This window comes from Streptomyces aquilus (assembly GCF_003955715.1).
GTDB classification, from domain to species: domain Bacteria; phylum Actinomycetota; class Actinomycetes; order Streptomycetales; family Streptomycetaceae; genus Streptomyces; species Streptomyces aquilus.
In genome coordinates, this window is the sequence record NZ_CP034463.1 from 9219365 (window position 1) to 9233835 (window position 14471).

At 72.5% G+C, this 14471-nt stretch carries 12 protein-coding genes; 6 read left to right on the forward strand and 6 right to left on the reverse strand.

What is annotated here, in order from left to right; genetic code table 11:
- Positions 1-48 precede the first annotated feature (48 nt).
- Together EJC51_RS42205 and EJC51_RS42210 are read left to right on the forward strand one after the other, a co-directional pair.
- Positions 49-411, forward strand: a complete 363-nt coding sequence (locus tag EJC51_RS42205; RefSeq protein WP_126277350.1) for a PadR family transcriptional regulator — start codon at positions 49-51, stop codon at positions 409-411.
- Positions 408-1409 carry a hypothetical protein gene (locus EJC51_RS42210; protein WP_126275931.1) on the forward strand — a complete coding sequence of 334 codons (1002 nt, stop codon included), beginning with the start codon at positions 408-410 and terminating at the stop codon, positions 1407-1409. Before EJC51_RS42205 ends, EJC51_RS42210 begins: the two co-directional genes overlap by 4 nt.
- A gap of 18 nt (positions 1410-1427) precedes the next feature.
- On the opposite strand, the gene EJC51_RS42215 is transcribed toward EJC51_RS42210, so the two are convergent.
- Complete coding sequence (locus tag EJC51_RS42215) at positions 1428-1931, reverse strand: lamin tail domain-containing protein (RefSeq protein ID WP_126275932.1); 504 nt, start codon at positions 1929-1931, stop codon at positions 1428-1430.
- 96 nt (positions 1932-2027) lie between these two features.
- Complete coding sequence (locus tag EJC51_RS42220) at positions 2028-2993, reverse strand: DUF1152 domain-containing protein (RefSeq protein ID WP_126275933.1); 966 nt, start codon at positions 2991-2993, stop codon at positions 2028-2030.
- 92 nt (positions 2994-3085) lie between these two features.
- Between EJC51_RS42220 and EJC51_RS42225 the strand changes: the two genes are divergently transcribed.
- Together EJC51_RS42225 and EJC51_RS42230 are read left to right on the forward strand one after the other, a co-directional pair.
- Positions 3086-3718, forward strand: coding sequence for a GNAT family N-acetyltransferase (locus tag EJC51_RS42225; protein WP_126275934.1), 633 nt, complete (start codon positions 3086-3088; stop codon positions 3716-3718).
- Between the two features lie 75 nt (positions 3719-3793).
- Positions 3794-4795 carry a zinc-dependent alcohol dehydrogenase family protein gene (locus EJC51_RS42230; RefSeq protein ID WP_126275935.1) on the forward strand — a complete coding sequence of 334 codons (1002 nt, stop codon included), beginning with the start codon at positions 3794-3796 and terminating at the stop codon, positions 4793-4795.
- A gap of 61 nt (positions 4796-4856) precedes the next feature.
- On the opposite strand, the gene EJC51_RS42235 is transcribed toward EJC51_RS42230, so the two are convergent.
- The gene (locus tag EJC51_RS42235; RefSeq protein ID WP_126275936.1) at positions 4857-6221 is read right to left on the reverse strand and encodes an FAD-dependent oxidoreductase; all 1365 of its coding nucleotides are present in this window, start codon (positions 6219-6221) and stop codon (positions 4857-4859) included.
- A gap of 212 nt (positions 6222-6433) precedes the next feature.
- Here EJC51_RS42235 and EJC51_RS42240 point away from each other — a divergent pair, with 212 nt between their 5' ends.
- Positions 6434-7090: an RNA polymerase sigma factor gene (locus EJC51_RS42240; protein ID WP_126275937.1), complete on the forward strand. Its 657-nt coding sequence runs from the start codon at positions 6434-6436 to the stop codon at positions 7088-7090.
- On the forward strand, positions 7083-8006 hold the full coding sequence (locus EJC51_RS42245) for a CU044_5270 family protein (protein ID WP_126275938.1): 924 nt from the start codon (positions 7083-7085) through the stop codon (positions 8004-8006). Before EJC51_RS42240 ends, EJC51_RS42245 begins: the two co-directional genes overlap by 8 nt.
- Before the next feature lie 18 nt (positions 8007-8024).
- Here the strand turns inward: EJC51_RS42245 and EJC51_RS42250 are convergent, their stop codons facing one another.
- From EJC51_RS42250 to EJC51_RS42260, 3 genes are all read right to left on the reverse strand, one after another.
- Positions 8025-8843: a chitosanase gene (locus EJC51_RS42250; RefSeq protein ID WP_126275939.1), complete on the reverse strand. Its 819-nt coding sequence runs from the start codon at positions 8841-8843 to the stop codon at positions 8025-8027.
- A 134-nt stretch (positions 8844-8977) separates the two neighbouring features.
- The gene (locus EJC51_RS42255) at positions 8978-11653 is read right to left on the reverse strand and encodes a SpoIIE family protein phosphatase (RefSeq protein ID WP_126275940.1); all 2676 of its coding nucleotides are present in this window, start codon (positions 11651-11653) and stop codon (positions 8978-8980) included.
- A gap of 168 nt (positions 11654-11821) precedes the next feature.
- Positions 11822-14302 (reverse strand): SpoIIE family protein phosphatase, encoded by a 2481-nt coding sequence (locus EJC51_RS42260; protein WP_126275941.1) that lies wholly within the window; start codon positions 14300-14302, stop codon positions 11822-11824.
- Positions 14303-14471: the final 169 nt, after the last annotated feature.

The window sequence follows — 14471 nt, forward strand, 5'->3', positions numbered from 1 at the left end:
CAGAATATATCGGCAGCCGATATATTCAGTTTCATGGCACCGAGGAACATGACACAGGCGGCGTTCTTCGTCCTGACCGCCCTGGCCGACGAGCCGCGACACGGGTACGGCATCCTGCGCGAGGTCGAGGAACTGTCCGACGGCACGGTCCAGCTGCGCGTCGGCACGCTGTACGGCGTACTCGACCGGCTCACCGCGGACGGACTGATCGTCCTGGACCGTGAGGAGGTGCAGCAGGGCCGGCTCCGGCGCTACTACCGCCTCACCGACGAGGGGATGCGGGCCCTCGACGCCGAGGCGGAGCGGATGGCCGCGGGCGCCAGCGCCGCCAAGCAGCGCATCGCCGAGGGCCGCAAGGCCGGCGGCACCCCGCCCGTCACCGGACCCGGACTCGCGGGAGGCCTCGCATGACGACCCTGCTCGAAGCGCGCTACCGCACCGTGCTGCGGCTCCTGCCCGCCTACTACCGCGAGGCCCGCGAGGAGGAGATGGTCGAGGTCTATCTCTGGGACGTCGACCAGGAGACCCAGGACCAGAGCAGGCCCACCCTCGGCGAGGTCGCCAGCATCGCCGCCCTCGCCGTACGCAGCAGGCTGGCCACCACCGGGGCGCCCCGGCGCTACGCCGTGTTCGGCTCGGCCGTCCGGAACTTCGCGCTGTACGCCGTACTGCTCCAGGCGGCGGTCATCGTCTCCGACGAGGTCCTGCGGGTCACCTGGTCGGCCACCCGCGGCCCCCGGGAATGGGACCTGTTCCTGACCGGCTTCACCGGCAGCGGCCCGCTGCCGACCGTCGTCGCGATCGCCGGATGGGTGCTGCCGCTGCTGTGGACGGTCGGGTTCTTCGCCCTCGTCCACGACCGCCGGCGGCTCGCCCGGGCCGCCGTGCTGCTGGCCGCGCTGCCCTCGCTGTGGCCGCTCATCGAGCCGCTGGTGACCGAGTGGCCGATGTCCGCGCCCTATTTCGCCACGGCCAACGCGCTGTTCGCCTGGCTGCCCGCCCTCGCCGTGTGCGCCGCGTACCACCGCGACGCCCCATCCGCCGCACTGCCCGTCGGCACTCCCGGCCTCGCCTTTCTGGCCTGCTGTGTCGTCACCGGCGGCTCCGTCGCCCTGCTGCCCACCCTGGCCGACATCGCCTGGGCGCCCGCCACCTGCTTCGTCCTCGCCGCCCTCGGCTGGCTGCTGCTGCGCACCCGCCGCGCGGAACCGGGCGCCGGCAGCGGGGCGCTGGCCCTGGCGGTGCTCGGCCTGCTGGTCCTCGCGGTCCGGGCGGCGTCGCTGCTCCTGTGGAGCGGCCTTCCGCTGCCCGCCGTCTACCTCGCCGGCGCGTACGCCCAGGCGGCCGCGCTGACCCTGCTGGTCCTGGTGCTGGGTGCGGTGGCCAGGCGCGACCTCGCCCCCCGCTGACGGGGCCGCGCCGCGCGCTCAGCTGTGGAACTTGATGTAACCGTTGCCGTCCGGGTCGGACCCGCTCTTGGTGTAGGAGTGGACGTCGGCCCGGCTGCCGGCCGGCTTGAACAGGTAGATCGTGTCCTTGTCGTTGTTCCACAGGAAGTTGCAGTTGTCGCGGTACACGACGTTCTTCGCGTCCGAGTCGGTGCCGTGGCCGCCGCGCAGCTTCACGTAGTCACCGGGCTGGAGGTAGTGGTTCGCGGTGAACTCGAAGTGGTTCCCGGCCGCGTCCTCGACCCAGTACCCCTTGAGGTTCACGGTCTTGGTCGACGAGTAGTTCTTGATCGTCACGTACTCCTCGTCGGTGTTCCCGGTGGCGCAGTTGTTGGAGTCACGGCCGGGCGCGTCGTACTGGACGCCGCGGATCTTCAGCGCGGACGTGTACTCGGTGGCCTGCGCGGGCACGGCGGTGAGCGCTATGAGCGTCCCGGCGGCGGTGGCGGCAGCGGCCGTGGTGGCGGCCAGACGTATCCGCATGAGAAAGCCCCCCTTGTGATGGTTCGGTGAAGAAGAACCTGGAGCGTATACAACCTTCTTGCGCGGTCACGGCCGATTCCCCGAACTGTGACCACGTCAGTGCGGGTAGGCACGCGGCGGCCGCTGTCGGGGCAGTGCGTCGCGGAACTCCGCGATGACGGAGTGGACCTGGCGCATCAGCGCGGTGTCCTCCAGCCGGTCGAGGTAGAGGTTGCGGCGGGCCAGGGCGGGCGCGTCCACGCAGAAGTACAGGGACATCAGCGGGTTGATGAACAGCTCGCTGCCCCGGGTGCGTTCGGTGAAGCGCACATCTCCGAAGTCGCCGCGCACGGCCGCCGCGACGGAGCCGTTGACGATGCTCGGATGGTCCGGCGTGCACTCCTGGGCGTGCGCCACAGCGTCCAGGTACAGGGCGCCCTCGCGGCTCTCGCGCGGCAGCGAGAAGGCGCCCAGGTAACCGCCCTCGCGGTCCAGCGCGGCCAGGTTCTCCAGGACCAGGGAGTGGTTCACGCCGTGATGCGCGTCCACCCCGAACCCCAGGCAGGCGACCAGTCGTTCGGGTACGTCGTCCAGTCCGGCCACCGCCGCCAGGCTCGCCATGTCCTCCTCCGGGGTGCCGAGCCCGTGCTCGTCGCCGCGCAGCAGGATGTCGGTGCCGCCGTCCACCAGCACGATCGCGTCCACCGGGCCCAGGTGGTCGAGGAGCGTGCGATAGGCGGCCCGCAGCGGGGCCACCCCGATGAGCGGGAAGGCGTACACCGTCGCGGGCAGGCCCCGCCGCTCCAGCCAGCGGGCGAGGGTGCGCTCGGGGAAGTAGTCGCCGCGGGCGGCGGTGTCGGGGCGAACGGCCGCGACGTCCTGGTCGAGCCACGCGTCCAGGTCCAGGCCGTAGAGGTCCGCGAACGACAGGTTGGCCAGGTGCACCTCCTTCCCGGCGGCCTGGAGGGCGAGCGCCAGCGGCAGACCGGCGTAGACGTCGAAACCGCCGCCCGCGCCCGCGACGAGAACCCGCCGCGCGTCGCGCAGCCGGGTGAAGAGGGCAGGCTCGTGGAGGGAGAACATCGCAGGACGCTAACAGGCGATCTTCCGCCCCCGGCGGGCGTGTTGGGGCCGGAAGGCTTGTGGGAGCGCTCCCAACAGGTCAGGATGCTGCGATGACTTCGCCAGCAGTGATCCGCCGGTACCGCCCCGGCGACCGGGCCGCCCTCGACGACATCTGCATCCGCACCGCCCACAACGGCCTGGACGCCAGGCCGGTTTACGCCGACCCCGCCATCCTCCCGGCGATCTTCGCGCAGCCGTACGCCGAACTGGAGCCGGACCTCGCCTTCGTGCTCGACGACGGTCGGGGACAGGCCGTCGGCTACATCCTCGGCGTCGCCGACACCCCCCGCTTCGCCGCGGAGTTCCGCACCAAGTGGCTCCCGCTCGTCGCCGACCGGTACCCGGAGGGCAGCGCCGCCCCCGGCACCCCGGACGAGCTGATGATCCGGCTCCTGCACGACCCCGAGCGGATGATCGTCCCCGAACTCGCCGCATACCCGGCCCACTTGCACATCGACCTGCTCCCCGAGTGGCAGGGCCGCGGACACGGCAGGGAGCTGATGCGCACGCTCCTGACGGCCCTGCGGGACCGCGGGATTCCGGCGGTCCACCTGGTCATGGCGACGGCCAACGTCCCGGCCCGCGCCTTCTACGACCGGCTGGGCTTCCGGGAGATCCCGGTACCGGACATGGAGTCGGTCGCCTGCCTGGGGCGTACGACCGGGGATCTCGACCAGCTGTAGACGTCCCTCTATTACGATGGCCATCGAAGTTCGACGCGCGTCGAACTTGTATGCCCGGTCGAAGGGGGAAGAGCCATGGTCAGGACGGTGCGGTTCCACGAGGTCGGCGGGCCCGAGGTGCTCCGGCTCGAAGAGGTTCCGGTCGGCGAGCCCGGCCCGGGCGAACTGCTCATCCGGGTGGACGCGATCGGCCTCAACCGGGCCGAGGTGCTGTTCCGCGGCGGCCACTACATCGAGCCCGTCAAGGAGTTCCCCGCCCGCCTCGGCACCGAGGCCGCCGGCGTCGTCGAGGCCCTCGGCCCCGGCGTGACGGGCTTCGCGGCCGGGCAACCGGTCAGCGTGGTGCCCGCGTTCTCGATGAACGAGTACGGCGTCTACGCCGAGCGCGCGATCGTCCCCGCCCGGGCGGTCCTGAGCCGCCCCGAAGGGCTCGACGCGGTGGCGGGGGCCGCCGTGTGGATGCCGTACGTGACGGCGTACGGGGCACTGGTGGAGGTCGGCGGGATGCGGGCCGGGGACACGGTCGTCCTGACGGCCGCCTCCAGCAGCGTCGGCCTGGCCGCGATCCAGGTCGCCCGCAGCGTCGGCGCCGTCCCCGTCGCCACGACGCGCACCCGCGCCAAGGCGGCGGCGCTGCGGAAGGCGGGCGCGGCCGACGTGATCGTGACCGAGGAGGAGGACGTCACCGAACGCGTCCTCGACCGCACGGCCGGGCGTGGCGCCGAGTTCGTCTTCGACGCCGTGGCCGGCCCCGGGGTGGTCGGCCTGGCCCGGGCGGTCGCTCCTGGCGGCACGCTGCTGCTGTACGGGGCGCTCAGCGGGCAGCCGACCCCGTACCCGGGCTTCGACCTGGGCATGCCCGCCCTGAACATGCGGACGTACACCCTCCACGAGACGACCCGCGATCCCGAACGGCTGCGCCGCGCCGAGGCGTTCGTCGCGTCCGGGCTGCGCACGGGAGTCTTCGCGCCGGTCGTCGACCGGACCTTCGCCCTGGAGGACATCGCCGAGGCGCACCGCTACATGGAGGCGGGCTCACAGATCGGGAAGATCGTCGTCACCGTCGACCACCGCTGAACGCGCGAAGGGGCCGGGGAGCGCACCTCCCGGCCCCTTCGCCTCGCCCACGGCAACTCGCTCAGGCGCCGCTGGCCTTGAGCATGTCCTCGCGCTCGACGATCTTCACGCGCTCGCGGCCCTGCGGCTCGCCCAGCGCCTTCTCGGCGGCGTCCAGCTGGTACCAGCCCTCCCAGGTGGTGAAGCGGATCTCGCGCTCGGCGAGGAACTCCTCCACGGCCTCGGGGGCGGGTGAAGCCGGCGTCTGGAGACGCTCGTTGGCGAAGTCGTCCAGGAGGTTGGCGACCGTCTCGTTGGCGTCGCCCTTGGTGTGGCCGATGAGACCCACCGGGCCACGCCGGATCCAGCCGGTCACGTACGTCGACGGGAAGTGCTCGCCGTTCTCCTGGAGGACCCGGCCGCCCTCGTCCGGGACGGTGCCCGAGTCGATGTCCCAGGGCAGCTTGGGCAGCTTGTCGGAGAGGTAACCGACCGCGCGGTAGACCGCGTCGACGTCCCAGTCGGTGAACTGGCCGGTGCCCTTGACGTTGCCGGTGCCGTCCAGCTCGGTGCGCTCGGTGCGCAGGCCGACGACCTTGCCGTCCTCGCCGAGGATCTCGGTCGGGGACTCGAAGAAGTGCAGGAAGAGCTTGTGCGGGCGGTCGCCGACGTCGCGGATCGCCCAGTTCTCCAGGGTCTTGGCGACCATGTCGACCTGCTTGTTGCCCCGGCGCTCGGCGATCGAGCCCTCGTCGTAGTCGATGTCCTCGGGGTTGACGATGACCTCGATGTTGGGCGAGTGGTCCAGCTCGCGCAGCTCCATCGGGGAGAACTTCGCCTGCGCCGGGCCACGGCGGCCGAACACGTGTATTTCGACGGCCTTGTTCGCCTTCAGGCCCTCGTAGACGTTCGGCGGGATCTCCGTCGGCAGCAGCTCGTCCGCCGTCTTCGCGAGGATGCGGGAGATGTCGAGGGCCACGTTGCCCACGCCCAGGACGGCGACCTTCTCCGCCTCCAGCGGCCAGGTGCGCGGGACGTCCGGGTGGCCGTCGTACCAGGAGGCGAAGTCGGCGGCGCCGTAGGAGCCGTCGAGCTCGACACCCGGGATCTTCAGCTCGCGGTCCGCCATGGCGCCGGTCGAGAAGATCACCGCGTCGTAGAAGGCGCGCAGGTCGTCCAGGTGGAGGTCCGTGCCGTAGTCCACGTTGCCGAAGAGGCGGACCTGCGGCTTGTCGAGGACCTGGTGGAGGGCCTTGACGATGCCCTTGATGCGGGGGTGGTCGGGGGCGACGCCGTACCGGATCAGCCCGAACGGGGCGGGCATCCGCTCGAAGAGGTCGATGGACACACCGGGCTCGGCGGCCACGTCGGACTTGAGCAGAGCGTCGGCGGCGTAGATGCCGGCCGGGCCGGCGCCGACGATGGCTACCCGCAGGGGGCGGGGCATGATCAGGTTCCCTTCGAGAGGCGACAAGCGATCTCGACGGGAAGCCTAAACTAAGGCAAGCCTAAGCTGGTACGCGGGTCCGATCTATGAGCTCATAAAGCTGCTTTATGGGCCGGACGGGCCGTGCGAGCACTCTCTCATGCGGCGCGGGAACCCGATCACGGGCATCGGCCAACAGCAGTCGACCATGCCCGTGACCACGAGGGGACCGCATGAAACCGACAGGCGATGCGTATGTCGAGGAGTGCCCTGCCGTCGCCTCCGACGACGTGCTCTCCGACGCCTCGGTCGTCGAACGGTCCTGGGAGGAACCCGACGCGTTCGAGCTCCTCTTCCACCGGTACGCCGACGACATCCACCGGTACGTGTCCCGGCGGCTCGGCACCGAGACCGCCGACGACCTCATGGCCGAGACCTTCGTCGTCGCGTTCCAGCAGCGCCGCCGCTACGACCTGACGCGACCGCACGCCCGCCCGTGGCTGTACGGGATCGTCACCAACCTCGTCGGCCAGCACCGGCGTGCCGAGGCGCGCCGGCTCAGGGCGCTCGCGCGTGCCGCCGCGACGGGGACCGCGGACGGCGACGGCGGCGAGACCCTGGCGGACCGCGTGACGGCCCGGGTGGGCGCCGAGCGCACCCGGGCCGAACTGGCGGGCGCCCTCGCCACGTTGCCCGCCCGCTACCGGGACGTACTGCTGGTGATCGCCTGGGGCGACCTCGACTACGCGGAGGCCGCGGAGGCGCTCGGCGTACCGGTGGGCACGGTGCGTTCACGACTGCACCGGGCGCGGGCCGGACTGCGTGCGGCGCTGGGCGGTTCCGATCCCACAGCCCCGCACGACGACACCGAGGAGACCGACCGTGGATGACCTCACCGCCGTACGCGAACTGGCGGCCGACGTGCCACCGCCCACCGACGAGGCCCGCTCCGCCGCCCGGGCCCGCCTGCGTCGCGCCGTCGTCCAGGAGGGCCGCCCGGGCGCGCTGCTGTCGCGGCGTCTGATGTTCCGGGTCGCCGTCGCCGGGACGGCCGCTGCGGCCGTCGCGGGCGGGGTGGTCGTCGCCACCCGGAGCGAGCGGGACCCCGACAGTCCGCGGATGGCCACCCTCAGTGCGGCTGAAGTGCTGCACCGGGCCGCGGACCGGTCACGGGCCGACGCAACGGGCCTGCCGGTCCCGCGCGGCGACCAGTACTTCTACACCAGGACGCGCACCGTCCGGACCTACGACAAGGGCGGGAAGGTGCGCACCTGGACGGACGAGAGCTGGACCTCGGTGGACGGCTCCAGGCCCTCCAGGCGCCAGGAGTACGGCAAGGTCCACATCGACCCTCCGCTGGGCGAGGACGAGGTCAGGTGGCCGCCGACCGCGTACACCGCCCTGGCGAAGTGGCCGACGGACCCGGCTGAGCTCCTTGACCGGCTGCGGATGGGCGGGGCCGCGGACGAGCACGCGTTCATGAACGCCGTCCAGCTCTTCGTGGTACCCCGGGCCATGCCGCCCGGACTGGAGGCCGCCACCTTCGAGGCCGTGGCGCGGATTCCGGGCATCCGGATCGACCGGCGCGTCGTGGACGCACTGGGCCGCAGGGGTGTCGCCGTCGCCCACCCGAAGTTCGACTTCGCGTTCGTCTTCGAGGCCCAGGGCTACGGCTTCGTGGGGCTGAGTCTGAAGGGCAGCACCGGGTACCTGGTCGACGGCCGGATGAAGTATCGCGACCCGTACGACGAGGAGCGGGCCCGGCAGGAGACGGGCGTTGTCGACCGCATCGGACAACGCCCGTAGGCGACTGCCGGCTCCCGGTCAGCCGATGTGGTAACTGTCGCCGTACACCTTCCAGTCCAGCGGCGGGTTCAGGTCGAGGTTGCCCTTGCGCAGGAACACCCGCTGGGCCGTGTCGACGCGGCTGGTGTCGCTGTGGGCCTCCTCCTGCTTCATGGCCCACACCCGGGCGTCCAGGAAGGCGTTGAGGTAGGTGACCTCGTCGCCGCCCTGGGCCGGGGGCCGGGCCCGGTTGAGGGCCCGCGCCCGGATGTTGCGGAAGCTGGTCGGGTCGTCGCCGTCGCCGTGCATGACGATGGCGTCGTAGTACGCGAACTGGCCGAGCACCCGCAGCCCGTCGGTCTTGCCCTGCCGGACCGCGGGGTTGAAGTACACGCGGTCGCGCTCGTCGTCCTGGGCCCGCCGGAACTCCGCGTCCTGTGCGGCCCGGCGCCAGTCCGCCGGGAAGTTCGGGTCCAGACCGGAGTGCGAGTCGCTGCCGTTGACCCGGCGGAGCGCCGGCAGATAGCGGGCGAGGACGTTGCCGGGCTTGCGGTCGGTGTAGAGCTCGACGAGGTCGAGCATGTCGCCGGTGCCCGAGCAGAACCCGATGATGCCCGCGGTGTAGCCGCGGCCGTCGCCGATGTCCTCGATGTACTTGTACTGGGCCTTCCAGTCGAGCGAGGAGTTCTCCGCGCTCGACACGAGTTTCATGGCGATCTCCTTCTTCGCCGGGTCGTCGAGACCGACCGCCGCGGAAAGGGCGGCGGCACCGTGGGAGTTGAGGAGCGGGACCGACGCCACGGACGCGCCGATCAGGGCGAGGAGGGTGCGGCGCGAGGTGCGCGCGGGGTGCTTCACGGCAGCTCCAAAGGGAGGTGGGGGGTGGAGAGTTGGCCGTACGTGACACTGATAGGAAGGTTTCCTATCAGACACCGCGCGCGAAGAACAGCCTTTCGGTAGAAGGTTCGTACCAACGAACGAGAGGGGCCGGATTACGGCAGCGGCTGCTCCGCCCAGATGACCTTGCCCCCGGGCGTGTAGCGGGTGCCCCAGCGGTCGGCCAGCTGGGCGACCAGGAACAGGCCGCGGCCGCCCTCGTCCGTCATCGCCGCGTAGCGCAGATGGGGCGAGGTGCTGCTGCTGTCGAAGACCTCGCAGATCAGGCTGCGGTCGTACAGCATCCGGACCCGGATGGGCTCACCGCCGTAACGGATCGCGTTGGTCACCAGCTCGCTCAGGATCAGCTCGGTGGTGAACTCCAGGTCCGCCAGGCCCCATTGAGTCAGCTGCCGGGTGACGTCGGCCCGTACCCGACCGACCGCCGCCGGGTCGGACGGCACCTGCCACTCGGCCACCTTCGCGGGGTCGAGGGCGCGGGTGCGGGCCACGATCAGGGCGATGTCGTCGCTGGGGCGGGCCGTCAGCTTGGAGTCCAGCACCACCTGGCAGGTCTCCTCGGGCGTCTCCCCGGCCCGCTCCAGCGCGGCGGCCAGCAGCTCCAGACCCACGTCGATGTCGCGCTCCCGGTCCTCGACCAGCCCGTCCGTGTACAGCACCAGCCTGCTTCCCTCGGCGAGTTCGAGGTCGATGGTCTCGAACGGCAGGCCGCCCAGGCCCAGCGGGGGACCGGCGGGCACGTCGGGGAACTCCACGCTGCCGTCGGGGTGGATCAGCGCGGGCGGCGGATGGCCGGCGCGGGCCAGGGTGCAGCGCCGGGAGACGGGGTCGTAGACGGCGTACAGACAGGTCGCGCCGGTCACCGGGGCGCTGTCGCCCTCCTGGGTCTCGTCCTGGTCGATGCGGCCGACCAATTCGTCCAGCAGCGCCAGCAGTTCGTCGGGCGGCAGGTCGAGCGAGGAGAAGTTGTGGACCGCGGTGCGCAGCCGGCCCATCGTCGCCGCCGCGTGCAGCCCGTGGCCGACGACGTCACCGACGACCAGCGCGACCCGGGCGCCGGACAGGGGCAGGACGTCGAACCAGTCGCCGCCCACGCCCGCCTGCGCGGGCAGGTAGCGGTAGGCGATGTCCAGGGCGTTCTGCTCGGGCAGGCTGCGGGGCAGCAGGCTGCGCTGGAGCGTGACCGCCATGGTGTGCTCGCGCGTGTAGCGGCGGGAGTTGTCGATGGAGACCGCCGCCCGTGCCACCAGCTCCTCCGCCAGGGCCACTTCGTCGGTGTCGAAGGGCTCCGCCTTCTGCGAACGCCAGAAGTTGACCACGCCCAGGACCAGCGCGCCCGCCCGCAGCGGCACGGCGATCAGCGAGTGGATGCCGAACTCCAGGACCTGCGAGGTGCGTTCCAGATCCTGGGCCCGCCAGCCCGGCGACTCCGCCAGCCGGGATTCGAGGACCGCCTGACCGGAGCGCAGGGCACGGGCCTGCGGAGCGGACGCGACCAGCCGCATCCGCTCGCCCACCGGGTACAGCGGCGCGTCCTTGCGGATGCCGCTGAACGCCGTACGCCGCAGCTCGGTCCCGGCCTCCGGCTGCCCGCCGCCGAGCACCGCGTCGAACAGGTCCACGGTGGCGAAGTCCGCGAACCGGGGCACGACCAGCTCCGCCAGCTCCTCGGCGGTACGGGTGACGTCCAGGCTGGTGCCGATGCCCACCCCGGCGTCGTAGAGCATGTTCAGCCGCTCCCGCGCCGCCTCCGCCCGGCCCGACAGGGCGCGCAGCTCCGTGGAGTCGCGCAGGGTCGCCACGGTGCCCGCCGGGCCGCCCTCCAGCTCCGTGGCCCGCTGGTTGATCGCCAGCAGCCGGTCGCCGACCAGGTGCACCTCGTCCGTCGCCACCCGCCCGGAGGCCAGCAGATCCGCCGTGTCCGGCGGCAGCCCCAGGTCGACGACCTGCCGGCCCTCGGCGTCCGCCGGCAGATGCAGCAGCCGCTGTGCCTCGTCGTTGGCGAGCAGGAGCCGGCCCTCGCCGTCCGCTATGAGCACGCCCTCGCGCACGGCGTGCAGCACCGCGTCGTGGTGTTCGTACATGCGGGTCATCTCGTGCGGCCCCAGGCCGTGCGTCTGGCGCTGCAACCGCCGGCTGACCAGGGCCGTGCCCGCCGTGGCCACCGCGAGCCCGACGGCCGCCATGGCGATCAGCAACGGCAGCTGCTCGTCCGCGGTGCCGCCCACGTGCGCCGTGGTGATACCGGCCGACACCGCGCCGACGACCTTCCCGTCCGGGTCCTTGATCGGCACGACCGCCTGCACCAGCGGCCCGATGGTCCCGTTGATCTGCTCGGTCACCACCTGCCCGGCCAGCGCGGGCGCGAGATTGCCGACGAACTTCTTCCCGATCCGGTCCGGCTTGGGGTGCGTGTAGCGGATGCCGTCGGTGTTGAGTACGACGATGAAGTCGACGCCGGTCGCCTTGCGCGCGGCCTCGGCCCGGGGCTGGAGCACCGCGGTCGGATCGGGGTCGTCCAGCGCCTCGCGGGTGCCCGGCGCGTTGGCGAAGGCCTCGGCGACGGCGACCGACCGGTTGCGGGCCTCGGTCGTGCTGTCGTGCCGCACCTGGAGCACCAGGGCCACCACGGCGGCCACCACCAGCAGCAGCACGATCACGACCTGGAGGACGAACACCTGTCCGGCGACGCTGCGTCCGCCCAGCGCCGACCGCACCTCCGCCCGCGCGCGCCGCGACGGGCCTGCGTCACGCTGCGAGAGTCGGCCCATGTGCCATGTCTACACTGCACGGCCCCAGGAGGCGAGGGGCGTCACAGTCTGTGACGCGACCTGCACGACACTTCCGCACCGCAGGTCCGGTGGGCCGGGTGCGGGGGCTCGCCGGTAGCGGCGTGGTTCCGGCTGCCGCGGCCACGGTCTCGGGGCGGCCGTGACGGGTCATCGCTGGCGCCGCCTTCGCTCCGGGCGCCGGGTCGCCAGCAGCAGGGCGATGTCGTCCGGCCGTTCGACCGTGTGCCGGGCCGCCGTGGTGAGGCGGTCGGCGAGGTCCGCGAGGCGGGTCGAGGGGTTGCCGGCCCGGGTCAGGGCCACCCGCAGGGCGCTGATGCCGTCGTCGATGTCGATGCCGGGCCGCTCGACGAGACCGTCGGTGTAGAGCGCGAGGACGGCGCCGGGCTCCACCTGCAACTCGGTGACCGGGTAACGGGCCCCGGGATCGACGCCGAGGACGACACCGCCGGGCAGGTCGAGGACGCGGGTGCTGCCGTCGGGGTTGCGCAGCAGGGGCGGGGGATGGCCGGCCCGGGCGGCGCGGGCGATTCCGGTGGCCGGGTCGAGCCGGATGTAGCAGCAGCTCGCGAACTGACCGGGATCGAGGTCGATGAGGAGATGGTTCGTGCCGCTCATGACCTCGTCGGGCGGCCGGTCGCCGAGCGCGAACGCCCGCACCGCGCTGCGCAGTTGCCCCATCGTGGCGGCGGCCTGCACACCGTGTCCCTGCACGTCCCCGATGACCAGGGCCAGGCCGTCCCCCGACTCGACGACGTCGTACCAGTCGCCGCCGACCTCCATGCCCTGGGTCCCCGGCAGATAGCGTCCGGCGGTCTCCACCAGCGGATGGTCCGTCAGCCGCCGGGGCAGCAGCGCCTGCTGGAGCCCGCGGGCCAGCGAGGCCTCGCTCTCGTAGCGCTGGGCCTTCTCCATGGCGTGGGCGATCAGCCCGGCGAGCGCGGTCAGCACCGAACGCTCCTCGCCGCTGAAGCTGCGCTGCCGGTCGAAGCCCAGGATGCAGGAGCCGACCGGGCGCCCCGAGGCGATCAGCGGCAGGAAGGCACGGGCGCCCTCCGTCGCGTCCAGCGCGATGCCCGGGTAGGCGGCGGAGAGCTGTTCCATCGAGTCGAAGAAGAGCGGCCGGCCGGTGGTGAGCGTCTCGACGCCGGGCAGCCGCGCGTCGAGGCCCACGCCGTCGAACGGGGCGAGGAACCCCGGCGGGAAACCGGACTCCCAGGCCAGGAACAGATGCCGGTCCTGAAGGAGGTACAGCGCGAACCGCCGGCCGCCGAACGCCGGCAGCAGCTCCCGCATCACCACGGCCGAGACCTGACGGGCGGTGACGGCCTCCGTCAGGGCGATGGCGAGGACGATCGGCCGGTACAGCGGGGCCAGTGAGGACGCGCCGGCCGTATCGGCGCCGTCCGCGGCCTCCGCCGCGTCCGGCATCCGGCTCGTGGGCTGGACCGTGCAGGTCAGCACGTCCGGGCCCGGATACACCGACAGTGCCAGCCAGTCGCCCTCGTACGAGTCGTTCGCCGGGCCGGGCGGCCGTCGCACATGCAGATGCACCGGGTCCGGCGACAGCAGGGCGCCGCGCAGATGGTCCTCGACGTCGGGCTGGTTCAGCCAGGGCACGCTCTCCCACAGCGAGCGCCCGAGGAGCAGATCGCGCGGCCGTTGCAGCAGCTGGGCCGCGCGCGGGTTGGCGTAGGCGACCAGCCCCAGCCGGTCCAGACAGAACACGCCCTCCGGCAGCAGGTCGGCGGCCGCGTCTCCCGCCACCGAGGGGCCCGGATCGAGCACGAACCCCCGCACGGGCCGGGTGTCCGAGTCGGACGGACCGGGGTCCGGGGTCCAGAACTCCATGAGCCGCAGGCCGCCGTCCGGGGCCCGCACATACAGCGGCAGCGACGGTGGGGGCCGGCTCGCCGCGGTCTCCTGGAGCGCCGCCAGCACCCGTTCCGTGTCGGCCGGGGACAGTGCCTCCGCGAGCGCCTGGACCGTGCCGTCGAACTCGGTCGGCGCCACGCCGAGCAGCGCGTGCAGCGGCGCGTCGGCGGTGACGACGCCGCTCGCCGGGTCCCAGGCGAACCGCCCCAGCCGCCCCTCGGACGGGTGCGCGGTCGGTGGCCGTACGCACAGGGGCTCGCCTTCCCAGGCGACCGCCTCCCGGTGGTCGTCCAGACGTGCGGCCAGCTCCTCGGCCACCCGTGTCAGCCGCTCGCGCGCGGGCAGCACCTCGGCGGCGTCCGGGACCGCGGGCCGCAGCACCGTCAGCACGCCGTACGTCTCCGACGCCCCGACCACGGGCACGTACAGCGACCCGAACTGGAAGGGCAGGCCCGCCGCGAACTGCGGATAGCGGCGCATCGTCTCCGTGGCGTTCGGCAGCACCACGTGCACCCCGAGCCGGTAGGCGTCGGCCACGGGGAAAGGCCGGTCGGCGTGCAGCCGCCACCAGGGCTTGAACAGCGGCCCCGGCAGTCCGGCGAGGACCGCCAGCCGCAGCACCCCCGGGGTGTGCGAGCGCAGGTAGACACCGCCGGCGTGACCCCCGGCCGCGCCGATCGCCTCCGTCGAGGCGTCGATCAGCAGTGCGGCCAGCCGTCCCGGCGCCCGGTGCGCGTCCTCGCCGCTCCCAGTCATCAGCCCTGCCTCGTCGCTGTGCCGCCACGCGGGCGACACAGCAAGAATGCGCCACGAGACACCTGCGGCGCACCCGGACGGACGGGGAGGGGGCGCGCCCGACCTGCCCGGCCGGAGTGTGTCCGGCGTACCTGGTCGGGAACACCGGACGGGGGCTCCGGTGTCTCCG

Excerpts from the sequence above, each read along its gene's own strand:
- EJC51_RS42260 (WP_126275941.1), bottom strand. The coding sequence starts at position 14,302 with ATGACTGGGAGCGGCGAGGACGCGCACCGGGCGCCGGGACGGCTGGCC.
- EJC51_RS42210 (WP_126275931.1), top strand. The coding sequence starts at position 408 with ATGACGACCCTGCTCGAAGCGCGCTACCGCACCGTGCTGCGGCTCCTG.
- EJC51_RS42255 (WP_126275940.1), bottom strand. The coding sequence starts at position 11,653 with ATGGGCCGACTCTCGCAGCGTGACGCAGGCCCGTCGCGGCGCGCGCGG.
- EJC51_RS42215 (WP_126275932.1), bottom strand. The coding sequence starts at position 1,931 with ATGCGGATACGTCTGGCCGCCACCACGGCCGCTGCCGCCACCGCCGCC.
- EJC51_RS42225 (WP_126275934.1), top strand. The coding sequence starts at position 3,086 with ATGACTTCGCCAGCAGTGATCCGCCGGTACCGCCCCGGCGACCGGGCC.
- EJC51_RS42220 (WP_126275933.1), bottom strand. The coding sequence starts at position 2,993 with ATGTTCTCCCTCCACGAGCCTGCCCTCTTCACCCGGCTGCGCGACGCG.
- EJC51_RS42205 (WP_126277350.1), top strand. The coding sequence starts at position 49 with ATGACACAGGCGGCGTTCTTCGTCCTGACCGCCCTGGCCGACGAGCCG.
- EJC51_RS42240 (WP_126275937.1), top strand. The coding sequence starts at position 6,434 with ATGAAACCGACAGGCGATGCGTATGTCGAGGAGTGCCCTGCCGTCGCC.
- EJC51_RS42230 (WP_126275935.1), top strand. The coding sequence starts at position 3,794 with ATGGTCAGGACGGTGCGGTTCCACGAGGTCGGCGGGCCCGAGGTGCTC.
- EJC51_RS42235 (WP_126275936.1), bottom strand. The coding sequence starts at position 6,221 with ATGCCCCGCCCCCTGCGGGTAGCCATCGTCGGCGCCGGCCCGGCCGGC.